This is a genomic window from Nitrospira sp. SG-bin1 (genome assembly GCA_002083365.1).
Taxonomy (GTDB): Bacteria; Nitrospirota; Nitrospiria; order Nitrospirales; family Nitrospiraceae; genus Nitrospira_D.
Map to the genome: position 1 here is coordinate 69,675 of LVWS01000033.1, position 26,322 is coordinate 95,996.

General features: G+C 57.5%; 24 protein-coding genes. 21 read left to right on the forward strand and 3 right to left on the reverse strand.

The window, feature by feature from the left end:
* The first annotated feature begins 306 nt into the window (after window positions 1-306).
* The 3 genes from A4E19_04710 to A4E19_04720 all read left to right on the forward strand — a co-directional run bounded on the left by A4E19_04710 (window position 307) and on the right by A4E19_04720 (window position 3,045).
* Window positions 307-1,803 (forward strand): hypothetical protein, encoded by a 1,497-nt coding sequence (locus tag A4E19_04710; GenBank protein OQW32669.1) that lies wholly within the window; start codon window positions 307-309, stop codon window positions 1,801-1,803.
* A gap of 44 nt (window positions 1,804-1,847) precedes the next feature.
* Window positions 1,848-2,513, forward strand: coding sequence for a DNA-binding response regulator (locus A4E19_04715; GenBank protein OQW32670.1), 666 nt, complete (start codon window positions 1,848-1,850; stop codon window positions 2,511-2,513).
* A 253-nt stretch (window positions 2,514-2,766) separates the two neighbouring features.
* The gene (locus A4E19_04720; GenBank protein ID OQW32671.1) at window positions 2,767-3,045 is read left to right on the forward strand and encodes a hypothetical protein; all 279 of its coding nucleotides are present in this window, start codon (window positions 2,767-2,769) and stop codon (window positions 3,043-3,045) included.
* Window positions 3,046-3,081: 36 nt separating this feature from the next.
* Here A4E19_04720 and A4E19_04725 read toward each other — a convergent pair whose 3' ends face one another.
* On the reverse strand, window positions 3,082-3,393 hold the full coding sequence (locus A4E19_04725) for a hypothetical protein (protein OQW32672.1): 312 nt from the start codon (window positions 3,391-3,393) through the stop codon (window positions 3,082-3,084).
* Between the two features lie 123 nt (window positions 3,394-3,516).
* Between A4E19_04725 and A4E19_04730 the strand changes: the two genes are divergently transcribed.
* The 8 genes from A4E19_04730 to A4E19_04765 all read left to right on the forward strand — a co-directional run bounded on the left by A4E19_04730 (window position 3,517) and on the right by A4E19_04765 (window position 12,121).
* Complete coding sequence (locus A4E19_04730; GenBank protein ID OQW32673.1) at window positions 3,517-3,969, forward strand: hypothetical protein; 453 nt, start codon at window positions 3,517-3,519, stop codon at window positions 3,967-3,969.
* 406 nt (window positions 3,970-4,375) lie between these two features.
* Window positions 4,376-4,612 carry a hypothetical protein gene (locus A4E19_04735; GenBank protein OQW32674.1) on the forward strand — a complete coding sequence of 79 codons (237 nt, stop codon included), beginning with the start codon at window positions 4,376-4,378 and terminating at the stop codon, window positions 4,610-4,612.
* Between the two features lie 2 nt (window positions 4,613-4,614).
* Window positions 4,615-5,718 carry a secretion protein HlyD gene (locus tag A4E19_04740; GenBank protein ID OQW33172.1) on the forward strand — a complete coding sequence of 368 codons (1,104 nt, stop codon included), beginning with the start codon at window positions 4,615-4,617 and terminating at the stop codon, window positions 5,716-5,718.
* A 76-nt stretch (window positions 5,719-5,794) separates the two neighbouring features.
* Window positions 5,795-7,792, forward strand: a complete 1,998-nt coding sequence (locus A4E19_04745) for an ABC transporter (GenBank protein ID OQW32675.1) — start codon at window positions 5,795-5,797, stop codon at window positions 7,790-7,792.
* A complete protein-coding gene (locus tag A4E19_04750) occupies window positions 7,789-8,943 on the forward strand; it encodes an ABC transporter permease (protein ID OQW32676.1) in 1,155 nt (384 codons plus the stop codon). The genes A4E19_04745 and A4E19_04750 overlap by 4 nt, the downstream gene beginning before the upstream one ends.
* Before the next feature lie 59 nt (window positions 8,944-9,002).
* The gene (locus A4E19_04755) at window positions 9,003-10,112 is read left to right on the forward strand and encodes an ABC transporter (GenBank protein ID OQW33173.1); all 1,110 of its coding nucleotides are present in this window, start codon (window positions 9,003-9,005) and stop codon (window positions 10,110-10,112) included.
* Window positions 10,113-10,353: 241 nt separating this feature from the next.
* Complete coding sequence (locus tag A4E19_04760; GenBank protein OQW33174.1) at window positions 10,354-11,556, forward strand: sulfite dehydrogenase; 1,203 nt, start codon at window positions 10,354-10,356, stop codon at window positions 11,554-11,556.
* Window positions 11,557-11,638: 82 nt separating this feature from the next.
* Window positions 11,639-12,121, forward strand: coding sequence for a cytochrome C (locus tag A4E19_04765; GenBank protein OQW33175.1), 483 nt, complete (start codon window positions 11,639-11,641; stop codon window positions 12,119-12,121).
* Between the two features lie 989 nt (window positions 12,122-13,110).
* Here A4E19_04765 and A4E19_04770 read toward each other — a convergent pair.
* Window positions 13,111-13,302 carry a hypothetical protein gene (locus tag A4E19_04770; GenBank protein OQW32677.1) on the reverse strand — a complete coding sequence of 64 codons (192 nt, stop codon included), beginning with the start codon at window positions 13,300-13,302 and terminating at the stop codon, window positions 13,111-13,113.
* 22 nt (window positions 13,303-13,324) lie between these two features.
* Between A4E19_04770 and A4E19_04775 the strand changes: the two genes are divergently transcribed.
* The 5 genes from A4E19_04775 to A4E19_04795 all read left to right on the forward strand — a co-directional run bounded on the left by A4E19_04775 (window position 13,325) and on the right by A4E19_04795 (window position 16,873).
* Entirely contained in the window at window positions 13,325-14,548 is a 1,224-nt protein-coding gene (locus tag A4E19_04775; GenBank protein ID OQW32678.1) for a hypothetical protein, read from the forward strand.
* Window positions 14,545-15,207 carry a DNA-binding response regulator gene (locus A4E19_04780; protein OQW32679.1) on the forward strand — a complete coding sequence of 221 codons (663 nt, stop codon included), beginning with the start codon at window positions 14,545-14,547 and terminating at the stop codon, window positions 15,205-15,207. The genes A4E19_04775 and A4E19_04780 overlap by 4 nt, the downstream gene beginning before the upstream one ends.
* Before the next feature lie 172 nt (window positions 15,208-15,379).
* Entirely contained in the window at window positions 15,380-15,592 is a 213-nt protein-coding gene (locus A4E19_04785; protein OQW32680.1) for a hypothetical protein, read from the forward strand.
* A gap of 196 nt (window positions 15,593-15,788) precedes the next feature.
* Window positions 15,789-16,226 carry a hypothetical protein gene (locus tag A4E19_04790; GenBank protein OQW32681.1) on the forward strand — a complete coding sequence of 146 codons (438 nt, stop codon included), beginning with the start codon at window positions 15,789-15,791 and terminating at the stop codon, window positions 16,224-16,226.
* 362 nt (window positions 16,227-16,588) lie between these two features.
* Entirely contained in the window at window positions 16,589-16,873 is a 285-nt protein-coding gene (locus tag A4E19_04795) for a hypothetical protein (GenBank protein OQW32682.1), read from the forward strand.
* Window positions 16,874-17,626: 753 nt separating this feature from the next.
* On the opposite strand, the gene A4E19_04800 is transcribed toward A4E19_04795, so the two are convergent.
* On the reverse strand, window positions 17,627-17,887 hold the full coding sequence (locus A4E19_04800; protein OQW32683.1) for a hypothetical protein: 261 nt from the start codon (window positions 17,885-17,887) through the stop codon (window positions 17,627-17,629).
* Between the two features lie 14 nt (window positions 17,888-17,901).
* Between A4E19_04800 and A4E19_04805 the strand changes: the two genes are divergently transcribed.
* The 5 genes from A4E19_04805 to A4E19_04825 all read left to right on the forward strand — a co-directional run bounded on the left by A4E19_04805 (window position 17,902) and on the right by A4E19_04825 (window position 26,293).
* The gene (locus A4E19_04805) at window positions 17,902-19,635 is read left to right on the forward strand and encodes an alpha-glucan phosphorylase (protein OQW32684.1); all 1,734 of its coding nucleotides are present in this window, start codon (window positions 17,902-17,904) and stop codon (window positions 19,633-19,635) included.
* Between the two features lie 38 nt (window positions 19,636-19,673).
* On the forward strand, window positions 19,674-20,894 hold the full coding sequence (locus A4E19_04810; GenBank protein OQW32685.1) for an acetate kinase: 1,221 nt from the start codon (window positions 19,674-19,676) through the stop codon (window positions 20,892-20,894).
* 9 nt (window positions 20,895-20,903) lie between these two features.
* Window positions 20,904-23,285: a phosphoketolase gene (locus tag A4E19_04815; GenBank protein ID OQW32686.1), complete on the forward strand. Its 2,382-nt coding sequence runs from the start codon at window positions 20,904-20,906 to the stop codon at window positions 23,283-23,285.
* 176 nt (window positions 23,286-23,461) lie between these two features.
* Window positions 23,462-24,442: a hypothetical protein gene (locus A4E19_04820; protein OQW32687.1), complete on the forward strand. Its 981-nt coding sequence runs from the start codon at window positions 23,462-23,464 to the stop codon at window positions 24,440-24,442.
* 48 nt (window positions 24,443-24,490) lie between these two features.
* Window positions 24,491-26,293 carry a cell division protein FtsH gene (locus tag A4E19_04825; GenBank protein ID OQW32688.1) on the forward strand — a complete coding sequence of 601 codons (1,803 nt, stop codon included), beginning with the start codon at window positions 24,491-24,493 and terminating at the stop codon, window positions 26,291-26,293.
* Window positions 26,294-26,322 lie beyond the last annotated feature (29 nt).

Below are 26,322 nucleotides of genomic sequence, written 5' to 3' on the forward strand. Positions count from 1 at the left end.
GTAGGCATTCCGACCATCGACCGCTGAGCAATCCGTTTGACGCCAAGGCAAAATGACGCGTCAGAGAATAGGAAGCGACCGACTCACTCGAGTAGGCCGTGCCATGGAGCTAGGGGTTCACCTTGGTTTGACGGATAAACTTACTAGAAACGTGCGTTGTTCATCGAGATGCCCTCTTTGGTCTTGTTCAATAATGCCTCCGAGCCTAGAATTGCAGCCTCATCGATGCGTCCCCAAACCACTAAGAACAAGTCACGGCGACCAACCGTTCCTGGACGGACCGGCAAGCGCACGTCATCGAGCAGGATGCGGCTGGGAGACGATCTCTTCGACCGGGCCCTTCGATTAAGTCCCCATCCAATCGGGATCACGGAACTGGATACCGGGCGCTGTCTCGAAATCAACGACGCCTGCCTGAACATTTTTGGGTTTCAACGCGATGAAGTCATCGGAAAGTCGACGCTGATGCTGGGGATCTGGCCCGATCATCAAGAACGAGCCAAGTTGATTGCTCGGCTCCGATCCCAAGATTCCGTCCGCAATGTCGAAGTGTCGATGCGAACGAGGCACGGGGGGCTGCGACACTTTCTCATTTCCGTCGACGTGATCGTGCTCGAGGGAAAGCGATGTCTGCTCACGATCGGCAGTGACATCACCGAGCGTAAACAAGCGGAGAGAACACTCCACGAGCTCAACGAGATGCTCGAACAACGGGTCGCCGAGCGCACGGCCGCGTTATGCACCGTGCAGGCCAGACTGCAACTACTGTTGCAAGCGACTCCCGTGGTGCTCTATGCGCGCAGAACCACCGGCGAGTTCGGGACGACCTTCATAAGCGAAAACGTCGTCGAGCAGCTCGGCTACAGCCCCTCGGACTTCATCGACGACTCGAATTTTTGGGTCGCCCATCTTCATCCCGACGATCGTTCGTGGGTTCTTGCCGATCTCTCGCGGGTTTTTGAACGGGAGTATGAGGTGCACGAGTACCGTTTTCGCCATAAGGACGGAACGTATCGCTGGATGCACGACGAATTGCGTCTCCTTCGTGACAGTGCCGGTGTGCCTGTTGAGTTGTTCGGTTTTCAGATCGATGTCACCAGACGCAAGCAGGCGGAAGAGGCATTACGTCTGCATCAGGTGAAGCTGGAAAGTTTGACGGCCAAACTGCTCGCGGCACAAGAACTCGAACGGCAACGTATCGCCCGTGATTTGCACGACGACGTGACGCAGCGGCTGGCCAGCCTGTCGGTGGATGCCGGCGCACTCGAGCGGTTGTGCCAGTCCGTGCCCGCGCTGTTGCCGCAATGCCGCAGTATTCGAGAAGCGGCGGGGCAGCTCGCGGACGACGTGCATACCTTCGCCTATCGGCTCCATCCCTCCAGCCTGGAACATCTGGGGCTGGAAGCGGCGATCCGGGATCATACCCACGAGTTTGAGCAACGCACGGGACTCATGGTTCACTATGCTTCGCGAGGCGTACCGAAATCGATTCCCACCGACAAGGCCATTTGCCTGTATCGTATCGTCCAAGAAAGCCTGCAAAATGTGATGAAGCACGCCGAGGCCTCGACGGTCCTCGTCCGGTTACTGGGGATCTCCCATGGAGTCGGTGTCTGCATCCATGACGACGGGAAGGGATATGAAACGCAAGCAGCACCCACGCGCGGGCTTGGACTCCTCAGCATGGAAGAGCGGGTTCGCCTAGTGGAGGGGACGTTCCGTGTCCGTACGCGTCCGGGTGACGGAACGGAAGTCCATGCCTGGGTGCCGCTTGCGGACGGCGGACCACAGGCAGCTCCATGACGCGCAGAGTCCGGCGTGGATGACTCAAGGAGTGAGCTCCTACCATGGATGAGGTGAGGCGGAGGCCGCGGGCCCTCATAGCCGACGACCATTGTCTGATGCTTGCCGGTCTGCGCCGGCTGGTCGAGGAAACCTGCGACGTCGTCGGCACCGCCGAGGACGGGCGGGCGCTGGTGGACGCCGCGCAGCAGTTGGAACCGGATCTGATCCTTTTGGACATCAGCATGCCGCTGCTCAACGGCCTCGATGCCGCACGTCAGATCAAGAAGCTCCAACCGTCGGCCAAACTTCTGTTTCTCACGATGCACACGAGTCCAAGTTATGTGAAGGAAGCCTTTGATGTCGGTGCAAGCGGTTATCTCTTGAAACGGTCGGCGCCCATGGAGCTCACCTTGGCGATTGATGCCGTGCTCAAGGGACAACAGTATCTGACACCATCGATCACCAAGGTAATGCTTGCGCCGACTCTGGGGCATGAGCGGACTTCGACGATCAAAGGGTCCGCTGCGGATCTCACTCCCCGGCAGCGTGAAGTCTTGCAATTGATCGGCGAGGGCAAGGGGACAAAGGAGATCGCCTTCCTGCTCCATGTGTCGGTGAAGACCGTCGAATTCCATAAGACCTCCATCATGAAGCAACTGAATCTTCACACGACGGCGGAATTGATGCGCTACGCCATCACCGAGGGCCTTGCAAGTGAGCAACCGTAACTCCGCCGCCTACCTCAACAGCTCTACCACCTTCACATCCGCCGCCTCGTTCCGGCAGACGCTTCCCATGCCCCTTCGCCCTGAGACGATCTGCCGGACCCCCGTGCAATGGTGGGGATCCGCGGTCACCAGTCGCGTATCACCGAGCCTATAGCCTTTCCCCTAGCAAGGTTTTTGGTAAGAACTAGGGTCTTTGCTAGTTCATTCGGATTCCTCCTTCCTCTATGCTGAAACGACAAAAAAAGGTGATGTCATGGACACCACGGACACAAAGCTCATTGATCGGGTCAGAACCACGTTGGAGCGGGCGGGAATGGACTGTCCGCTGGAACACATGATGGACCTCTGTCCCGAGTTGACGTGGAATCAGATGTTTTTTGCGATCGATGATTTGAGCCGGAGAGGGGAAGTGCGGGTGACGATGGAAGCGGACAGGACCTATAGAGTTCAGGTCCGTTCTCAGACGGGTCCGAGCCCTGCCATCGTACTTCCTGATTCATCGGTTCCAGGCGGGGACCAGAGCGTCTCATAGCCGAACCTCGGCGGGTGAATTTCGGAACACCCAGGCTCATAGGTCCGAGATGGGGAAGCGAAGGGTGTCCTCCTCCCGTGACACGCGACAATGTTTTTGAATGTTGGGGTGTCCATGCCTTCCCACGCCGTTCAGAATACCGAGGAAGAAAAAGGCGCGGCTGCTCAACCCTCCTTCCACTCTGCGTGCATGCATCAGCGTCTGATTGATGATATTTTGACCAGAGGTGGCAAACGTACAGGCAAGGTACGGTGTCTCGAATGTAGGGCCGTGATCGATGATCCATATCACGGTCAGAGATAACCGAATCGGTTGAATGAACCGTTCCTGTCCCGGTGCCCGCGCCATTACGGTTTAGGGGGGAGAACCGAGGAGTCAATAACCACTTAAACGTCAGTCCATGAGCACGACCAGTGCGCCGATATCTATGGGCGGCCGCATCATGGACTGGCGAGCGAACTGGAGTCCCGTATGTCGACTTGCTCAGCCTCCCATGCTCAGAATACCGTCGCCGACCGATTGAAGATGAAATCCATTCGTGTGTTGCTGGCGGATGATCATTTCCTCGTCCGGCAAGGACTACGGAAGTATCTCAGCCATCATATCGACATCGAATTGGTGGGCGAAGCAACGAATGGGGAAGAGGCGGTAAATCTGACAGACTCGCTCAAGCCGGATGTCGTTGTTATGGATATCAACATGCCGAGAATGAACGGGATTGAAGCGACAAGCTCCATCATACGGAAACATCCGCACCTGCCGGTCATTGGCCTCTCGTTTTATGTGGGAAACGGGAATCGGGAAGCACTTTTGGATGCCGGTGCCTGCCTGTTGCTCGAAAAGGGAACGGCATATAAACACTTGCCCCATGCGATCTATCAGGCTGTCGGCAAACGCATGGATGCCGGCTTGCCCGTCCACTAACGATCCTGTCGCGTAGCGGAACGGGTCAAGAGATAGAACACTCCAGCCCAGACCAATCTCCTCCAGTCCTGTCGCCTTCTGCGACAGTCGGTATTTCATCCTGTCGCACCTTTCCCCTGTCTTGAAGCCCTTTTTCCGGCTGGAGCTGTTCAAGTCATGAATTTGCCATCAAAAGCTGTCCTCCTCAATCTCCCTTCTCGTCGGCTTTCTCCTTGCACTTCCTTCTCGGGTGATCCCCGGAAGCGCGGAATACATCCATGACATTGCTCCCAGTCATACGCCGACACCGCCATGTCGGAAGGCCGCTCTCTTTCCTTGTACTCACCGTATTCCTTTGCGAGGTCATCACTGGAGTTGCCGCTGCGGAGCAGCGCATGGCGGTCTCCTGAGCTGAGGGTCGGTTTGCATGATGCCATTCAAGTCGTCGGCGACAACGAGGCCAACGTGGATTGCTGAGGGAGCGCATCGCTGCGGTCAAGCTCAGGCCAACGCGAGCCTCGGCGCCCCTCCTGCCGAACGTCGGTGGCTATCTCAATGGGAGGAGCCGATTCGCATGAAGGATATATCGGACCTGGCGACCTTGGAAGTGCGAAAGGCTGGACATGAGCAGACCAATCTCAGCTGCGGTGAAGCAGGCCTATGAAGATGACACGGCGGTACCTGATTCTCATGGCTCTGATGGCGGTGCTGGTGATCAGCGGCTATGTCGCGATCAACCGATGGGTGCTGGACAGCGGATTGCCGGATGGTTTGATTCAAGCGAACGGCCGCATCGAAGGCGATCACGTGACAATCGCCAGCAAATTCCCCGGCAGGGTGGTGGAGTTGTCGGCCCGCGAAGGCGACAGCGTCGTCAAAGACCAGCGGTTGGTGCGGTTGGACGATATCCAGACGAGGGCGAAGGTCGAACAGGCACGCCGGTTGGTCGATATGCTCGAGGCCCAGGTGCAGGCTGCGCACGCGTCATTGGCCGTCCTGAATCTCGAAGTTCCCCTGGCGATCGAGGCCGCTCAAGCGAAGGTGGACAGCGCCGTCGCCGCGTTGGAGAAGACCAGCGCGGTCGAGCAGGAGGCCCGACGCGATCTTGCGCGCATGCGGGCTCTGTTGCCGGAGCAGGCGGTCTCGCATCAATTGGTCGAGCAGACCGAAGCCCGATGGAGGGCCGCCGCCGGCGACCAAGCTTCCGCGAAAGGTACCGTGGCCCAGGCTCGCAAGGAACTCGCCCAGGCGGAATTGGGCGGGAGGCGCATCCAGACCAAAGAAAAAGAGGTCGCCGCTCTGGAGCAACAGCGCGACCAAGCCGATGCGGCCTTGGCCGAAGTCGCGAGTATTCTGAGCGACCTTACCATCACGGCCCCGACGAACGGCACGATCACCACCCGCATGGTCGATGTGGGGGAAGTGGTGTCGGCCGGGACTCCGCTGCTCGAACTCGTCGATCTCGATCGGCTTTATCTTCAAGTGTTCGTTCCTGAGATCCAGATCGGAAAACTCCGCCTCGCTTTGCCGGCGCGGATCTACACGGACGCGTTCCCGGATCGGCCGTACGACGCGACGGTGAAGTATATCTCCTCAAGAGCTGAGTTCACGCCGAAGGAAGTACAAACGCGCGACGAACGAGTGAAACTCATCTATGCCGTGCGGCTGTACCTTGCTGAGAATCCGGAGCATCGGCTCACGCCGGGATTGCCGGCCGACGCCATCATTCGATGGAAAGAGGATGTGGCGTGGGCAAAGCCGAGGGGGTAGGGCGAGCAGGGCCCTTTGTGCTCGCTGAGCGCGCAGTTAAGGGGCTCCCGCTCGCCCTAGGGGGAAAGAGAAAGAAATGGGAATAGAACCTTCGTCTCAGCACTCAGCCCTCGGATCTCCGCACTTTGACAACGTCGTGCGCGTCTCACAGTTCGTCAAACGTTACAAGAAACATCCGTCGGTGGATGGTATCGATCTCACGGTCCGCAAGGGTGAGATCTACGGGTTGATCGGGCCGGATGGAGCCGGCAAGAGCAGTCTGATGAAAGCGATTGCCGGTGTGTTGACCTATGACGAAGGCACGGTCGAAGTGTTCGGGACGTTGGTCGATTCGGAACGAGCCGCGGAGCGGGTGAAGCAACGAATCGGCTTTCTGCCGCAAGGTCTGGGGCTGAATTTGTACCCCGACCTCTCCGTCGAGGAGAACATCGACTTCTTTGCGCGACTCAGGCTTGTGCCGGAGGTTGACTTGTCCGAGCGAAAGGCCCGGCTCCTTGCCATGACCCGCCTCGAGAAGTTCCGCGATCGAGCCATGAAGAATTTGTCCGGCGGCATGAAGCAAAAGCTGGGGTTAATTTGCACCCTCATTCATGAACCGGAACTGGCGATCCTCGATGAACCGACCACCGGTGTTGATCCCGTCTCGCGCCGCGACTTCTGGGCCATCCTGGCAGAACTGCTGCAGGAGAAGGGCATGACGGCGCTTGTCTCAACGGCTTATATGGACGAGGCCGCGCGGTTTCATCGGCTGTCGTTCCTGTCGGGTGGGAAGGTGGTCATTTCCGGAACACCAGCAGAAGTGCAGGCATTAGTTCCCGGCTCAATCGTGACATTCGAGGCCAAACCGCAACTGGCTGCGATTGCTCGACTCAAACAGACCTACCGGCAAGTCGAGGCATTGGGTTCCAAACTCCATGTGTTCGAAACAGAGATCGACCGCGATCGGGCCGTCAGGAACATCGAGGCGAGCCTCGGTGATATCAAGCCGGATCAGGTACGCGTGGATGATCCCGAATTGGAAGATGTGTTCGTCTCTCTCCTCCTTCGGCAGGCTGAGAGTCAAAAGGTACTGACGATCCCGTCGACGGCGAAACAGGCGGAGAACCACGGGCTTGCGATCGAGGCTCGCGAGCTCGTGCGCGACTTCGGGTCGTTCCGGGCCGTGGATCATGTGAGCTTTGAGGTCAAGCAAGGCGAGATCTTCGGTCTCTTGGGCGCGAACGGAGCGGGAAAAACGACCGTCATCAAGATGCTGAACGGCATCTTGCCGCCCACCGACGGACAAGGGTGGGTGGCGGGGGCAGAGATGAAGATCGCGGGCAGCATCATCAAGGAACGAATCGGGTACATGTCCCAAGCCTTCTCGCTCTATCTCGATCTGACCGTCGTGGAAAATATTCGTCTCTTTGCCGGGATCTATGGACTGGATAGAAGAGTGACCAACCAGCGACTGGACTGGATTACCGCGATGGCTGGTTTGGAAGGATACGAGTCAAGTCTGACCAGCCGGTTGCCGATGGGGGTCCGCCAGCGATTGGCGCTCGGGTGTGCCTTGGTACATCAACCCCGCGTCTTGTTCCTTGATGAACCGACGTCCGGCGTGGACCCGATCGGACGCCGATATTTTTGGGACATTCTTTCACGGATGGCTCGCGAGGAGGGCGTCGCGATTCTGATCACCACCCATTATATGAGCGAAGCGGAGCATTGCGATCACCTTGCGCTCATGTACGCGGGACGTCTCGTGGCGGAGGGCGCGCCCGAATACATGAAACAGCAGATCGAGCAAGAAGCAGGACGGCTTCTTGAAGTGATCACTGACCAACCGGGCCTGGCTGTAACGCAATTGCAACGAGCCGGCTTTGCCGGCGCATCGCTCTTCGGGACCCGCATCCATTTCTTCTGCCGTGACCCGATACGGGACGAGGAATGTGCCTGCCAGGCATTGGAGTCGAGCGGAGTGACCGTGAAATCCATAGCCCCTCGGCCGTTAAGCCTCGAGGATGTGTTTGTCTACAAGGTGATGGCTCTGGAAGAGCAGGAGCACAGAGCCTTGCCGGGAACGTCCGCGTGAATCTCAAACGGATTACAGCCGTGGCGTCCAAAGAATGGCGCGAGACGGTCAGGGACCGAATGTTCTTCTCGCTGGCCTTTTTGCTGCCGATCCTCTGGATGCTCGTCTTCGGCTACGGGCTGGTGCTCGACGTGGAGAACATTCCTTATGCAGCTCTGGATCGGGATCAGAGTTCGCTCAGCCGGGACTATCTCTATCGCTTTCAACAGTCGCGGTATTTTGATTTCAAGGGGGCCTTGAGGGACGAACGAGAGGTGGAGCCATTGCTTGCTTCAAGCCGCATCCGCGCTGCGATCATCGTTCCCGAGAAGTTTCAGGAGCGGCTGAACGCCGGCCAGACGGTCGGCGTGCAAACGCTGATCGATGGAACGTTCCCGCTCCGCACGGATATTACCAAGGGCTATGTGATCGCCATCAACAGCGCCTTCAACGAAGAGCGGCTTGTCGACCATCTCTCCCGCCGGATCGGAATTTCCCGCGCACAGGCCGAGCACCGGGCACGACCCATCACGCTCGAGGTGCGCTATCTCTACAACGAAGAGGTTCGGAGCACGTGGTCCATGGTGCCGGCGCTCGTGATGTTTACCTTGATGCTCTCGTGTCCTTTGTTGACCGCGCTGGGGATCGTCCGAGAGAAAGAGACCGGCTCCATTTACAATATTTACAGCTCGACGGTGACCAAGGTCGAATTTCTCGTCGGCAAGCTGCTCCCCTATGTGCTGATTTCCTCGATGAATGCCGTGGTCCTCTGGATCATGGCGACTCTGTGGTTCGGCGTGCCGTTCAAGGGCAATCTCCTGTTTTTCCTCATGGCCTCCTTCGTGTTCGTGCTCAGCAGCACCGGCGTCGGCCTGCTCGTGTCGCTGCTGGTCCGCACGCAGATCGCCGCCCTGATCGTCACGATCATTATTGCAATGGTGCCGACCATCCTATTCTCCGGTCTCATCGTTCCGGTCTCTTCCCTGAGTCCCGGCGCGCAGTTCCAGGCCCACTTGTTCCCAGGCATGTATTACACCAACATCGTCCGCGGGACCTTTCTGAAGGGCATAGGGCCGGAGGTGTTATGGACGGATGTCCTCGCGCTGGCCCTGTACGCCGTCATCCTGCGATTCGTGGGGTACCGACTGTTTACAAAGAGGCCTCGATCGTGACCGCTGTCCCCCGAGCCGGCTCGCAACGCGTCGTCATTTGGTGGCATCGTCTGTTCGTCATGACTCGAAAGGAGATGCTCCAGTTGTTTCGCGACGTCCCGATCATTGCCTTCCTCGTCTATTCCTTCACTCTGGCGGTCTACATCACGGGTAACGGCATCCGATCGCAACTGCACGATGCCGGCCTGCTGGTTCATGATGCCGATCACAGTGTCTCCTCGCGTGAGCTCATGTATCGGTTCCAAGCTCCCTTTTTCCGACTGCATGGCGAAGTCCTCGATTCAGGGGAAGGCCTCCGCCAGCTGGATCGGGGGACCGCCATTGCGTTTTTGGAGATTCCCCCGAGGTTTCACGAGCAACTCGCCACGGGGGAACCCACAGCCGTGCAACTGCTGGTTGACACGACTAACTCGCCAAACGGGCTCTCTGCCGCAAGCTATGCCGCACGGATCGTTGCGCGGTTCGGTCAGAAAATCGCGGTCGAAAGGACAGAGAGTTCCGCGGAATCGTCGCAAGACCTGCCGCTCATCGTGAGCGATCATCGCGTCTGGTACAACCCGGACCAGAATGAGGCCTGGTTCGAGTGCATCTCTCACCTCCTCCGTCAAATTACGATCTTCGCGCTGCTGCTTCCCGCGGCGGCCCTGGTGCGGGAGAAAGAGCGGGGTACGGTGGAACAACTGTTAGTCTCACCGTTGTCGCCGTTTCAGATCATGGCCTCCAAGGCTCTCGCGATGACGGTGGTGATTCTCGGCGCGACGGCGGTCGGTCTGTTCGGCATCATGCAGCCGGTTTTCGGAGTGCCAATTAAAGGAAGCGTCTGGCTTTTTTTTACCCTCACGGCTCTGTTCGTCGTCACCACGGCCTGCATGGGGCTGGCCGGCGCAACGCTCGCGCGGAATCAGGGTCAGGTGGGGATGATGACGCTGCTGGTGGCCGCTCCGATGTTGATGCTGTCGGGTATCACGGCGCCCATGGAGGCCATGCCGACCTGGGTTCGCTATCTGATGGGGCTGTCGCCGCTGCGTTATTTCATCGATATCGCGAACGGCATTCTGCTGAAAGGCGCCGGCCTGAATATTCTCTGGGATTCCGTGCTTGCGATGACGGCGCTTGGGGCGGCCATGTTCGGTTTCGGCCTGTGGCGGTTCCGGAAGCAGTTCGGGTAAGCGTCCGGTGACGAGGATGAAAGTATGTTTGAACAGGCCATTGCGACTGTTTGATTTCGGCCACCAGTTGGTCCCATGATAGTTTCCTGAACGAATGAGAAGAGCCGGGAACTGCGGTCAGCTTCGCGAGACCGTGTGACGTTGCAGCCGTCTCATGAAGGAGGACGGTATGACAAATCGCCTCGAAACGAATGAGACAACCGGGGATGGTGTCCGTTCTGAAGCTGAAGGAGCCGCCCTTTTGAATCGGCGAAGCCTCCTGGCGGGAACGGTCGGCCTGGTGGGCTCGATGGTCATGGGATCGACGCGATCGTCCGCCGAACCGGCCACCGACGGTCTCCCGGCCGATCCCACGAGAGTGCCAGGCAAAGCGGCCACGCCGTACGGACAACGATCGAGCTTTGAAACAGCCGGCCGTGTTTCTCGTGCTTGGTGGGCTTCGCTGACACCGCTTCAAGACTCTCATGGGATTCTGACTCCCTCCGCGTTGCACTTCGAACGACATCATAACGGGGTGCCGACGATCCATCCGGCGCAGCACCGGCTCCTCGTTCACGGGTTAGTGGACCAACCGTGGACCTTCACTCTGGACGACCTGAAGCGGTTCCCTGCCGTCTCACGCCTGGCCTTCATCGAATGTTCCGGCAATTCAGCGATCGAATGGAAAGGACCGACGGGAAAGACCGTGCAGGACACCCATGGCCTGACGAGCACCAGTGAATGGACCGGCGTAGCCTTGAAGACCCTGCTGCAGGAAGTCGGTGTGAATCCCCAGGCCTCCTGGATGTTGGCCGAAGGGAGCGATGCGGCTGCCATGACCCGCAGCCTTCCACTGGCATCCATGCTGGACGAGGCGATGCTCTGCTATGCCCAGAACGGCGAACCGCTGCGACCGGAACAGGGCTACCCGCTGCGCCTTGTCATCCCAGGCTGGGAAGGCAACACCTGCATCAAATGGTTGCGACGGCTGAAACTTGGCAGGGCACCGTTTATGACCCGCGAAGAAACCTCGCAATATACGGACTTGATGCCGGATGGCAAGGCCCGCCAATTCACCATGGTCATGGAGGCGAAATCGGTCATCACTTCTCCCTCGGGCGGACAACAAATACAACCGGGATTTCTGGAGATTCGCGGCTTGGCCTGGAGCGGCAGGGGCCGCATCACCGAAGTTGAGGTGTCCATGGACGGAGGAAGATCGTGGCGGCAAGCGGCATTACAAGATCCTGTATTGCCCAAGTGCCATACAAGGTTCCATGTGCCCTGGCGTTGGAATGGAGAGGACGTGATTCTGCAAAGCCGCTGTATCGATGAAACAGGCTACGTGCAGCCTGATCGTGCTGCCTTGGTAGCAGTACGCGGAGTAAACTCCGTCTACCATTACAATGCGATCCAAAGTTGGCGTATTGCCGCGGACGGGCTGGTGAGCAATGTGCATCCGTAACCTCCTGACCGTGGCACTCACCACCATCCTGAGCGTTGGCCTGGACACTCCATGGGCCGGCGACAAATTCGAGCGACAGGAACTGGCGCACAGCTACGGATTAGGGCGGCCCGCCACGGAACAGGAAATCCAAGCATGGAACATCGATGTGGCACCGACCGGCGAGGGTTTGCCGCCCGGTCGAGGGACCGCCAAGGAAGGTGCCGCCGTCTTCGCCGCACGCTGTGCGGCCTGCCATGGACCGACGGGGCAGGAAGGCCCGATGGATCGCTTGGTCGGTGGGGTAGGCTCGTTGGCGAGTCAACAACCGATCAAGACCGTCGGCAGTTACTGGCCCTATGCCACAACGCTGTATGATTATGTGCATCGCGCCATGCCGTTTCCTGCGCCACAAAGCCTCTTGCCGAACGAAATCTACTCGATCGTCGCCTGGGTGCTGTACCGAAACGGCATCATTGCCGAGGACTTCGTTCTCAATGCTCAGTCGTTGCCCGGCATCTCCATGCCGAACCGCCACGGTTTCCTTCCGGACCCCCGGCCGGACGTGCCCGGACCCTTGCCCTAACTCCATCGCATCTCGGTGCGTCGAGACTGACGATGACCGGTCTGTCATGATCACTGTGGAATGGCGATGGGAACGACCTTGGCGTCACGATTCAGGCAGGTCGGACGACGGAACGGCGAGTGAGCGATACAAGACTCGGTAGTCTCAAGCATATCCGTAACTCCCTAAGCAGGACAGGAATAGGCCTCTAATCCGTTCACTATAGGTGAAGGCGCGATCCATCGTTCTGTTGGTGCGACAAGCTGTCCCAGGTAGCGACAGAGCACGACGTAGGCAGGAATTCCCTTCCGTGTCCCGCGATTCAGCAGGACCATCCGGTCCGGCACATATTCTCTGCAACTCACGCAGCCTCATCCGATCACGTCCTGTTCCGTATCGCCCGGACTCTCCACACATCGGAATAGGCCTCCTCAAGCAAACCATGACATTGTGGACAATCATGCCCTTGGGTCCTCATACAGCGCGATTCTTTCCAGCTGAAGTCCAACGGGGACGAAAGCACCGACCGGTCATCTTCCTCGAAGGTGTGCCGGGTAGCCTAAGCCATGGCTGTGCCGAGTCGGAACACATCCGCGGAAAAGATAAAAATCGAAGCGAAAACAATTGAGTTGTCCGTGCTTGTATGAGTGGAAAAGGGGAAGCGATTGAAACGGTCATGAGAGAGACTGGCATCACCAATCTGGAACGCTGGCGCAAGAGGCCGACAAGTCGCAGGCGGCGGTCACATAGCAGTTCGAGGGTGCCGCCACAAGCACCGGAAGACCACATTGAACACCTAGGCATTCGACTAGGTTGTCTATGATAACGTACCAGGTTGGACACTTTCGAAAGGATTGAGGTCGCCGCGCCCTTGCTAGGTCCGTACACAGAAATTTAGAATCGAACACCTCCACCACCACGTAGGGACTTTTGGGATAAGACAGCACAAAGAAACTGGTTCTTCTGCCTGTCCTAAGTGAGCCAAGAGTTCATTGTGGTCCGTGGTCGGATCATCCTGCCCGATGAAAGGCTGAATTGGTGAACCCATCCTCAGGCGGTTGGATCATTGCAGCAACTGCAGCAGCAGCGATCTTCGTTCTCGATTTGTTCACCCCCGTCGGCATCGCAGTGCCGATGCTGTATGTGATCCCGATATTCCTCACTTGGTTAGTGCCGGACTCGAGAATCACTACCGTGATCACTGGCTGTTCCCTCCTTTTGACAATGCTGGGGATCGCCATTTCCCCAGGTGAGTTCACCATCGCAGCTGCTGCAGACCGGGCCATTGCTTCGGCATTGCTGCTCGTCGTCGCTGGCCTCTTGGTTATTCAAAAGCGATCGGCACAACAGATTGCCGTGATGCAACAGGCCAGGGATGAGAGCGAGGAACGGTTGCGCCTCTTCATCGACTATGCGCCAGTGGCACTTGCCATGTTCGACCGTGACATGCGCTATCTCGCCCTGAGCCGGCGGTGGATGACCGATTATGGGACCCCAAGAGATGTGATCGGACGGTCGTACTACGAAGTGTTCCCCGAAATTCCTGAACGGTGGAAAGAGATGCATCGGCGTGGATTGGCCGGCGACATTGTGCGGGTAGAAGCGGATCGATTCGTGCGAGCGACCGGTGCCGAGCAGTGGCTTCACTGGGAAGTGCGACCTTGGCGAGTGAACGACGGTCAAGTAGGCGGCATCGTCATTTTTACGGAGGACATCACTCAGCGCAAATGGGACGAAGAAGAACTGCGCCGGCAGCGAGCCAGGCAGGAAGACCTGGCCGCGAAGCTGCTCATGGCTCAAGAAACCGAACGGCGGAGACTTGCGCAGGATCTGCACGACGATATGACGCAGCGGATTGCCGCGGTGGCGATTGATCTGCAGAGCGTTCGCCCAATTCCGCCAGGGTCCGAGGCCTTATTGGTCGCTCGCGTTCACCGCGCTGGCAAGATGGTCGAGCAGATTGCAACGGATCTCCAGCGTCTGGCGCATCAGTTGCACCCCTCCCTGCTCGAACATGTCGGATTGGAAGCTGCGGTCCAGGAGCACGCGGAGGAATTCGAGGGAAGAACGCGTTTGAAGACGCAAGTCGTGGTGCGCAACCTACCAGCCGTCCTTTCCCTCATACGAGCCACCTGTCTCTATCGGGTGTTGCAGGAAAGTCTTCAGAACGTCCGCAAACATGCCAACGCGAGCCATGTTCTGGTTAGGCTCTTGGGCACGAGGCGAGGGGTGGGGTTGTGTATTTATGACGACGGGCGGGGATTTGACGTCATGCAGGAGGTGTCACGGGGACGGAAGGGCCTGGGTCTCATCAGCCTCCAAGAACGAGTCGGGGCGCTCCAAGGCACGTTCCGTATCAAAGCGAAACCGGGTTACGGCACAGAAGTCCATGCCTGGCTGCCCCTTGACCGGTGTGAGGGCCCAATGAATGGAGGCGCAGGTACATGAATCGGGTATGCAAGCCGCGCGTGCTGATGGCCGACGACCATTCCATCCTCGTGGCCGGGGTGCGCAAGCTGATAGAAGACCACTGTGAGGTCGTGGGAACCGTGGAGGATGGCCGGGCCTTACTCGACGCGGCTGGTCGGCTCAAACCGGAGCTCATTCTCCTCGATATCTCCATGCCCCTGTTGAACGGCCTGGAGGCCGCCCGGCAGCTCAAGAAAACCCTGCCAGGGACGAAACTGCTCTTTCTGACGATGCATGCGAGCCCCCGCTATGCCACGGAAGCATTCAAGGCGGGCGCGCACGGGTTCCTGCTGAAACAGTCGGCCGTGTCCGAGCTGCCCCAGGCCATCGAGGCTGTCTTACAGGGGAAATACTATCTCACTCCCTCAATCGCCAAGCCGGTGATCGACCAAGCGCTGAACGCCAAAGCGATACCGGACATCAAGAAGGCTGTTGCGGAATTGACGCCCCGCCAACGTGAAATCTTGCAACTCATAGGGGAAGCGAAAGGCACCAAGGAGATTGCTACCCTGCTGGGCGTGTCGGTGAAGACGGTCCAATTCCATAAGAACTGTCTGATGCAGGAATTGGACATCCACACGACGGCGGAATTGATGCGTTATGCAATCGCACACGGCTTTACCTGTGACCAGCCGTAGTTGATCCATGCTCGTTGATTGGCAGGACCCACAGACAGCCGGACATGGCCCCTTGGCCGGAGAGCGCCTGGGTACTCAGGTAATTTTCGTTCCATGACCTGGGTTATGCGAGAGTACACATGGAGTGGTCGCTGCCCTAGGGTGACACTCACATTGCCACATGGTGTGACGCATGAACAGGGACATCACCGTTGAGCAGGCGCAGATTGATCGGGTTCTGACTGTGTTGCAGCGACAGAGGAAGCGCTGTCTCCTGGAAGAGGTGACGCAGCTCTGTCACGACCTAACGGACGAACAGGTCGTTCTGGCGGTCGACTACCTCGCTCAGACCGGTCGGGTACGCTTGACGCTGGATGTCGACAGAACGTACTGGGTTCGGGCCTAGTGCCTGTGGTAGAGACGCGGGATCCGCCGTTAATGCGCGGCCTTCTCAACTGTCACATGGGGACTAAGCATCTCGAGAGGGTTCAAGTAATTGAGAACCCCTGCGGGGAGCACCGAGGTGATGCAGGATCCCTAGCCCTGTTGGCTATCCGACCGTCGGACTTGGTCAAGGGGATACTATGACAGGTACCGCTCCAATGCTGCCATTGCTTACCCTCGCAGTGATCAGTCGCCACTATCTCATCCATGTTGGATTCCAGAGCATACTAGCGGGTGTAGGAACGGCCGTACACCTGCTTCCTCGATTGGTCCCTGAGGCGTTACGGACCGAGCGACCCCCCGATCTGTTCGTGCTCGATCTGGAGACCGATCAAGGCGCCATCGACATGATCCGACAGATTCGGAAATCGGCCCCGACCAGCAAAATTATCTTGTTGAGCGGAGTCGAAGACATGCAATGTCTGCACAACGTCTTTGCCTGCGGCGTCGACGGCGTCATCCTCACGGTTCAACCTCCGAAAGTCATGTTGGCCGTGATTGAAGAGCTCTATACTCCCACTAGAAACTCCGGCCAGCCTGGATGCCATGAACCCGATGGGCTGAGAGTTGAAAAAGCTGTTTATGACGGAGGTTGAGATCTCTGATCAGCTGTGTCTCGCTGATCGTACCGAACGACATCGTCTGACCACTATGTTTTATAAGATCGGTGTGCCGAATCGACAGACGCTCCTGATCTATGCGCATCGGATCTCGTAAGTCAATGTGCAACTGCTGTTTGATATGAATCGTGTGAGATGAATGGGGCAGCTGCCCTATTTTTAAAGTGGCCGGTTTGTAACCAGTGGAATGGATTCGGTCGAGGGTGAATCGTCGCCACAACCAAGTTCATTCCAACACTGTCCTGATGCTGTATGAATTAAGGACAGGCGACGGGTGTGGCATTGCGAGGGAAGCAAGGCGCGTAGTTGTATCTCAGAGAAGGGGAGGGGAAGCCACAATGCATGTCAAGGGATTCATTCTTGAGGATGACCAAGGAAGGGAATTTGTGCTGGGGTGTGAGCGGTCCTATACTCGGATTGGGCAGAAATTCTTTCTCCGAGGGTGGCAGCGGCGGCGATTGGTGCCTCTGCAATATACGGAAGGGGAACTTCGCCAGATCGTCGGGGGAGTACTCGTCACACTTAAGGAGCTCTTCGAGACGCTCCCGCGATTTCCGGGAACCAGAGGAGACGATGTTTCCATCGGTCGTGTCAATGTTGCAGATGGCACAGCTGATCTGTAGGCACGCACCGAGGTGGGTTCGGAGCACATTTAAGACTGCAAGTAACGGGTATTTTTGAAACAGTCGGTTGCCTCAGAACTTTATCGGACGGCCTTATCGAGGCCGATGTCGGATAATGGGTTGGCCAAGCAGGGAGATCCGTTGGCGGCCGCTGATTGGCGAGAAAAGCCTGCGCGAGATTGAGTTGTCGTCCACGAATCCTCATTGTCGCTTTCTGCGACAGACACACACCGACTTCTGTCGCAAGATTCCACTCAACGGACGCTGAAGTTCCTATCCCACATCACCCCTCCATGAATTTTCTGGGTCTGACAGATGTTGCGACCACTAGATGTGGTAACGGCTCTTTCCTTGCACCTTTGCCATGATCGTCGGGGTAGAGAGTTTGTGATCGGGATCCTATCATCGCCGATGAAATACCATGTCGGCCGGATGATGGGTCCTCGTATTTTTCGGCATGGATCTTTGGTTGCTTAGTGCAAGACTGCTCCGTGCGTCGGTTGCGCAACATCCGGGCTTCTATTCGGAGTAGGAGGATATCTGAATGGCGGAAGGAAGACGATGTTACCGAAAGAGGGCATCGGGCGTTGCTGCAGGACGATCTAAACGAACGTCGAGCGTTGTCGTACGCTGATGAGTGATGAGTCGTACGAATAACTCGTCGCACTCGGGAAAGAGCTCGCTGGAGTCAAGATCTGCCACGGCGATTCGGCAATTCACGCGGCCCGTGTGACGCCAATGGATCTGGCGCTGTCATATCGACGGTTCGGCTCGGACAAGGAGATCAGCAAGTTTCTGCGTCCCGTCCATCGAGGAGCATGATGCGGTCATCTTCACGAGGGCTGAGTTATTGCTGCCCAACCTGGCGCATACCCTTCCAAACTCGTGACGAGGGTATTTGTGATACGACTTAAAAAACTCATCGGAGTGCCTCCGGCCTTTCCCGGGCGAAGCATATGCGTAAACATTTCTTTCCTCGCGGAGGTGCGCGATGAACGGAAGCTCATCAAGCATGTGGTACTGTCATCATGACAGACCGGTCTGACGACGCGCTGGTGGCCTATTTTTCGATGGAGATCGGCCTGGATCCGGGCATGCCGACCTATGCCGGCGGTCTTGGCGTGCTGGCCGGAGACACCGTCCGATCGGCCGCCGATCTGGAAATCCCTATGGTGGCGGTGACGCTGTTGCACCGCCGAGGCTATTTTTATCAACGGCTGGATGAGCAGGGTTGGCAGCATGAAGAGCCAGTGGCCTGGCCGATCAACGATTTTTGCAAACCGGTGGAACCGCGTGTCACTGTTGAAATCGAAGGCCGTACCGTGCATGTCGCGGCTTGGCAGTTTCGGGTACGTGGTGAATCGGGTGGCGAACTGCCTGTCTATCTGCTCGATACAGACCTTCCCGAGAATCAGCCCTGGGACCGAACTCTGACCGACCTGCTCTACGGCGGCGACGATTACTATCGGCTCTGCCAGGAGGTGGTGCTGGGATTCGGAGGCTACCGCCTATTGCGGACGCTAGGCTATAGCCATATTCGCCGGTTCCATATGAACGAAGGACATGCGGCATTGCTCGTGCTGGCCCTGCTGGAGGAAAAACTGGCGTCTCGCTCTCCGGAACAAGGGGTTTCCACAGATCTCATCGAGACCGTTCGCGAACAATGTGTGTTTACGACCCATACGCCGGTGCCGGCGGGCCACGATCAATTTCCCCCCGACCTTGCCCATCGCGTGCTGGGCGACCGACGCTGTGCTTGGCTCCAAGCGTGCGGTCATGACCGTAGTTTGAACATGACGCAGCTCGCGTTGCGAGGTTCACGGTTCGTCAACGGGGTGGCGATGAAGCACGGCGAGGTGTCTCATAGTCTCTTCCCGGACTATCCGATTCACTCGATCACGAACGGCGTCCATGCGGTGACATGGGCCGCGTCTTCATTTCAGGCGCTCTATGATCGGCATCTTCCGGACTGGCGACATGATCAGCTCTCGCTTCGGTACGCCATCAGCATTCCCGGTCAAAGAATTTGGGATGCGCATATGGAGGCGAAACGGGCGCTCGTCGACTATGTCAATCGTGTGACGAATGTGGGCTTTGATCGGGACGTCTTGACGATCGGATTTGCCAGACGGGCCACAGCGTACAAACGAGGGACCTTGATTTTTCACGACGTCGAGCGGCTGAGCAAGATTGCGGGGCAGCTCGGCCCGATTCAAATCGTCTTTGGCGGCAAAGCGCATCCGCGCGACCAAGAGGGGAAACAACTGATCCACGGAATCCACAAGTTCCGCGATCTTCTCCAGGGCAAGGTCCGGATCGCGTACCTCTCGAATTACGATATGACGCTGGCCAAGCTATTCTGTGCCGGTGTAGACGTGTGGCTCAATACGCCGCTCCCTCCCATGGAGGCATCCGGGACCAGCGGAATGAAGGCGGCGGTCAATGGAGTTCCAAGCCTGAGCATTCTCGATGGGTGGTGGATCGAAGGCCATGTGGAAGACGTGACCGGCTGGTCGATCGGTGGTCGGATCAAGGCGAGCCTTGAATCAAGCGAGGGCGTGGATAGTCGCGATGCATCCGCGCTGTACGATAAGCTGGAACAGAAAGTGTTACCCTGTTTCTACCGGGATCGTGAGCGGTTTATCGAGATCATGCGCCATGCGATCGCCTTGAACGGCGGGTTCTTCAACACCCATCGGATGATGGCGCAGTATCTGCACAATGCCTATCGACTGGTCGGCGAGTATGTCCGACAGAGATGATGTGACGCGCGGATGGCGAAGCTGAAATTTCGACAATCATGATAGAGGCCACTTCGGTAACCGGTACCGGATCGATCTTGACCGTCAACGGAGGATCCTCCACGCTGAAATTTGCGCTCTTTCAGGCCGGTAACCCCCCCGCTCGTGGCGTAGCGGGCTCGTTCGACCGCATCGGATCGCCGGACGGGATGTTCACGTGGAGGGATGCGAGAGTCGGCACCGTTGAACGTCAGACGATCGAGGTGTCGGATCATGTCGCCTGCATCGAGCCTCTGATGGCTTGCGTGAAAGACATGCTCGTGCATCATCCCCTTCGGGCAATCGGACATCGCGTCGTGCACGGCGGTCGGCGGTACCGTGAGTCGCAACTGGTGACACCGATGATCATGGAGGAGCTGCGACGGCTGAGTCCCTCTGATCCGGAACATCTCCCGGCTGAGATCGAATTGATCACGGGGTTTGCGCGGCGGTATCCCCATCTCCCGCAGGTCGCCTGTTTCGACACGGCGTTTCATCAGAGAATGCCTGCCGTTGCGCGTCTCTTGGCCATCCCAAGGCGATATTATTCTGCCGGAGTTCAACGGTACGGGTTTCACGGATTGTCGTACGCTTATTTGATGAAGGAGTTGGAACGTGTCGGTGCGCCGCAGGAATATCGAGGCCGCGTTATTCTGGCCCATCTTGGAAACGGTGCCAGCATGGCGGCGGTCAAGAATGGACAGGCGATCGACACAACAATGAGTTTTACCCCCGCTTCCGGCCTGCCGATGAGCCGCCGATCCGGAGACCTTGATCCGGGCCTGATCTCGTATCTGGCGCGAGCTGAAGGGATGACCGTGGAGCGGTTCCACCGGATGGTCAATACGGAATCGGGGTTGCTCGGTGTCTCCGAGATCAGTTCGGACATGCGCGATCTACTCGATCATGAAGCCCGTGATCCACAGGCTGCTCAGGCGATCGAGTTGTTCTGCTACCAGGCTCGAAAAGCGATCGGGGCCTTGGCCGCGGCAATGGGCGGACTGGACACGGTGGTCTTCAGTGCGGGAATTGGAGAGCGTTCTCCGGTGCTTCGATCGCGGATCTGCACTGAGTTGGATTTTCTTGGAGTCGTGATCGATCACGCGCGCAATGAAGCGAATGAGCCGGTGATTTCCCAAGAGGGATGTTCTGTGACCGTGCGCGTCATGCACACGGATGAAGAGCGCGAGATCGCCGAGTCCGTGACGGGATTGTTAAACAAGGAAACGGAGAATCACTGAGGAAACACAATGATGAAGAACACCACACCGTTGAATGAAGAGACACTGCGGAGGATGGATGCCTATTGGCGCGCGGCTAATTATCTCTCCGTCGGTCAGATTTACCTCTATGACAATCCGCTGTTGAAGAAGCCGTTGACGCGCGCCCATATCAAGCCGCGCCTGCTCGGCCATTGGGGGACCACGCCGGGCCTGAACTTCATCTATGTGCATCTGAACCGACTCATCAAGCAACATGACCTCAATATGATCTATATCGCCGGTCCGGGTCATGGCGGCCCTGGGCTTGTCGCCAGTGCTTATCTGGAAGGGACCTACAGCGAAATCTATCCGAACGTCTCGCAGGACGAGCCGGGCATGAAACGGTTGTTCAAGCAATTCTCTTTTCCCGGTGGAATCCCCAGCCATGTGGCGCCGGAGACACCCGGTTCGATTCACGAGGGGGGAGAATTGGGATACTCCCTTTCCCATGCGTACGGAGCCGTATTCGACAATCCGGACTTGGTCGCGGCCTGTGTCGTCGGTGACGGTGAGGCGGAAACCGGTCCGCTCGCGACAAGCTGGCATTCCAACAAGTTTCTCAATCCGCTCACCGACGGCGTCGTCCTGCCCATTCTTCACCTTAACGGATACAAGATTGCCAGTCCCACCGTCTTGGCTCGGATCAGTCATGACGAATTGGAACGGCTCTTCCATGGGTACGGCTATCGTCCTTATTTCGTTGAGGGGGACGACCCTCACATGATGCATCAGCTCATGGCGTCAACGCTCGACGTTGTCGTGCAGGACGTCCATCGAATCAAGGACGCTGCTCAGCGAAATGGGGCCACGGAACGTCCGCAATGGCCCATGATTGTACTCAGGACTCCGAAAGGCTGGACCTGCCCATCCGAGATCGACGGCAAGCGAACAGAAGATTACTGGCGATCCCATCAAGTGCCGATGGGGGACATGGACAAGGAGGCCCATGTCAAAATTCTTGAGCAGTGGATGAAGAGTTACAAGCCAGGGGAGCTGTTTGACGAAACCGGACGATTCAAAGCCGAGCTTGCGGAACTGGCCCCCAAGGGAGACCATCGCATGAGCGCCAATCCTCACGCGAACGGGGGGACTCTGCTCAAAGCGCTCCGTCTCCCGGATTTCCGCCGGTATGCCGTGGCCGTCAAGGAACCGGGCGCCGTCGAGGCGGAAGCGACACGCGTCATGGGGTCGTTTCTGCGGGACACGATGGCGATGAATATGGAGAGCCGGAATTTCCGTCTCTTCAGTCCTGACGAGAACAACTCCAACCGCTGGCAGGATGTCTTGGAGGTGACGAACCGGACCTGGGTGGCGGAGCGTCGTCCGTACGACGACCATCTGGCGCCGGACGGGCGTGTGATGGAGATGCTCAGCGAGCATCAATGTCAGGGTTGGCTCGAAGGCTATCTCCTGACCGGCCGACACGGATTCTTCTCCTGCTATGAAGCCTTTATTCACATCATCGATTCCATGTTCAATCAGCATGCCAAGTGGCTCAAGAGCTGCCGCCACATCCCTTGGCGGAGGCCGATTGCGTCATTGAATTATCTCTTATCCTCCCATGTCTGGAGGCAAGACCATAACGGGTTCAGCCATCAAGATCCCGGCTTCATCGATCACGTCGTGAATAAAAAGGCCGAGGTCATTCGGATTTACCTGCCGCCCGATGCCAACACCCTCCTGTCGGTCACCGACCACTGTCTGCGCAGCCGCGACCATGTCAACGTGATCGTCGCAGGCAAGCAGTCTGCCCCACAGTGGCTCGAGATGGATCAAGCCGTCATCCATTGCACGGCGGGCATCGGTATTTGGGAATGGGCCAGCAACGACAAGGACAGTGAACCGGACGTGGTGATGGCCTGTTGCGGCGACGTCCCCACGATGGAAACATTGGCCGCGGTCTCGTTGATTCATGAGTACCTTCCGGGCGTAAGAGTGCGCGTGGTCAACGTGGTGGACCTCATGAAACTGCAACCGCCGTCCGAGCATCCGAACGGGTTGTCGGATCGGGATTTTGATTCCCTCTTTACGACCGACAAACCGATCATTTTCGCCTTCCACGGCTATCCTTGGCTGATCCATCGACTGACGTACCGACGGACCAACCACAAGAATCTGCATGTGCGTGGCTATAAGGAAGAGGGCACCACCACGACTCCGTTCGACATGGCGGTCATGAACGATATCGACCGGTTTCATTTGGTCGCCGATGTCATCGATCGCATACCGTTGGGCGGTTCTCGTGCGGACTATGCCAAACAGGCCCTCCGGGATAAACGCATCCAGCACAAGCTGTACATCGCCGAGCATGGGGAAGACATGCCGGAGATCCGGCAATGGAGATGGAACCGGAACAACACGTCCCAGTGAAGGACGCACGCAGGCGGACGAGGTCTCGCGTTGGGGATCGGTTGCTCTGCGGAAAACGGCGATCCAGTCGACAACGTCTCTAAAAACCTATGAATTTTCTCCCACAATATGCTATCGAAGGGGCTCCATGAAGAGTGTTCAGTTCACAACTTACAACGTGAGAGGGGAGAAGAGGCATGGGCCGGAGAGTGCGTTGCGATCGATGGATTATCGGAATACTTTCTCTCGTGTTTCTCCTGAGCGGCCGGGCGTATGCGCAGGGTTCAGCGGACAAGAAACATGATGATGTGAAGGCTCCAGAGGAGGTGTTGGATTGTCGGTACCAGCAAATGATCGTGCTTTCCGAAGGGGAAACGATCGGTGAAACGTTTCCATCGGACGATCTGTTTCGTCCCCTCTTGGCGGATCCGAAGCAACCCCAATTCTTCGCCCTTTGGCAATCGACCCAGTCCCTCCTTGAACGGACCAATGCGAACATCGGATCGGTCGGGATTGGAGAGAATTTTGGCTTCTATACCAGGCGCAGGGGATGTAACGGATGGCAGATCAGTCTGCTGACCGGCATTTTCGCGCAATTCGACTTGGATACGTCGAATTCCGCGCTCATCAATGTCGATTTCAATGTGGGCATCCCACTGACCTGGCGCCATGGAAACTGGTCCGCGCGCCTACGCTTTTATCACCAGAGTAGCCACATCGGAGATGAATTCCTTGGGGCTAATCCCGGCTTTCAGTCGATCGGCCTCCAGTTTGAAGAAGTCGATATGATTGTGTCCTATGACGTCCGGAGATGGCTGCGCCTCTATGGAGGAGGCGCGTACATGGTCAATCGCCAACCCTCCAGGATCGACCGCAATACCGCGCAATGGGGATTCGAAGCGCGGACGTCGAGGCCCTTGGGGCGATCCCATATGTTTGGGCTGCTTTCGAATCCGATCCTCTTCACGCCTCTCCTGACCGCCGACTTCAAGTCCGTCGAGGAGCAGGATTGGTACATCAACACCAATTTGCTCATGGGGATCGATATGTCCCGGGCCGGATATTTCAAGCGCCTCCGGATTCTCTTCAACTACTATCATGGATATAATCCGTATGGGCAATTCTTTTACTCGCAGAAGACCGAGTCGTTTGGAGCCGGTGCCTATTTCTTGTTTTAGCGGCTCTCCGGTCGCGACCCTCGTATTCCCGTAAACGGAGGGAGAGCGATGAACAATAAAGTTTCTTTTTCCATCTGGTACGTGCTGCTTGCCGTCATGGCGGTGGTGATCGTGCATGATTTCATTCATGCCCTCAATAAGGTCGAGGAACTCCCCTACAGTGAATTCAAAAAACTGGTAGCTGACGGCAAGGTGGCGGAAGTCTCGCTGACCAGCCAAGTGCTGACGGGAAAGCTGAAACCGGAGGGAGAATCCAAAGAACAGAAAGCCTTTGCGGCCGTGCGGGTCGAAGACCCGGATCTCGTCCGTGAGCTCAACCAACATGGCGTGATGTTTACCGGGGTCATCGAATCCACTTTTTGGCGGGATCTCCTGTCGTGGATCATTCCGGTCGCCCTCTTCGTCGGCATCTGGTTCTTCATCTTCCGTCGTTTGGGGCAGGCGCAGGGCGGTTTCATGCAGGTCGGCCAGTCCAAGGCGAAGATCTATATGGAAAAAGACGTCAAGGTGACGTTCGCGGACGTGGCCGGTGTCGATGAGGCCAAAGATGAATTACGGGAGGTCATCGAGTTCCTGAAGACACCGGAGAAATTCACCAAGCTGGGTGGAAAAATCCCCAAGGGAATCCTGCTCGTCGGGCCGCCGGGGACGGGCAAAACGCTGCTCGCTCGCGCCGTGGCCGGCGAAGCCGGTGTGCCGTTTTTCAGCATCAGCGGCTCGGAATTCGTCGAAATGTTCGTGGGAGTCGGCGCGGCGCGCGTTCGCGATCTGTTCGAACAAGCGAAGGGCAAAGCGCCTTGCATCATCTTCATCGATGAGTTGGATGCCCTCGGGAAAGCCAGGGGCGTGGGACCCATGGCGCACGAGGAACGCGAGCAAACGCTCAACCAGTTGTTGGTGGAGATGGACGGATTCGATCCCCGGGTCGGCGTAATTCTCATGGCCGCGACCAACCGGCCGGAGATTCTCGATCCCGCGCTGCTGCGCGCGGGGCGATTCGATCGTCACGTGACCGTAGACCGTCCCGACAAAAAAGGCCGACTGGATGTGCTTCGAGTTCATGCCAAGAAAGTGGCGTTGAGCCAGGAGGCCGATCTCGAGCAGATCGCCGCGATGACCCCGGGATTCTCCGGCGCAGATCTGGCCAATGTCATCAACGAGTCGGCCTTGTTGGCGGTCCGTCGAGGTAAAGACCAAGTGGGCCTTTCCGAATTGCAGGAGGCCGTGGAACGGGTCATCGCCGGGTTGGAAAAGAAAAATCGTGTCCTGAATAAGATGGAAAAGGAACGGGTGGCGTTCCATGAATCGGGCCATGCCATCGTCGCGCTTTCCATCCCGGGCTCCGATCAGGTGCAGAAGATCTCCATTATTCCGCGCGGCGTGGCGGCGCTCGGTTACACGCTCCAGCTTCCGACGGAAGACCGGTTTCTGATGACGAAATCGGAATTAGAGAATAAAGTTGCGGTGTTGCTCGGGGGGAGGATTGCCGAAGAAACGATCTTCGGGGAAGCTTCCACGGGCGCACAGAACGACCTCGTCAAGGCCACGGACATCGCGAAGAGCATGGTGAAGGCGTACGGAATGAGCGAGAAATTGGGCACCATCACGTTGGAACGTGAGCGTCAACCGCAGTTCCTTCAGCTTCCGGTCGCGTCTGAAAAAGGCGACTATTCGGAAGAAACCGCCCGTGAAATCGATTGTGAAGTGCGGCGGATCATTGACGAGCAGTACGGACGGGTGAGGCGATTGCTGGAGGAGAGGAAAACCGCGCTGCGACAAGGAGCCCAGCTTTTGTTGGAACGGGAAGTGATTACCGGAGCTGAGCTCAAGGCCATCCTCGAGGCGACGTGAACAACAGCTGGAAGATTGTCCGCCGGTCT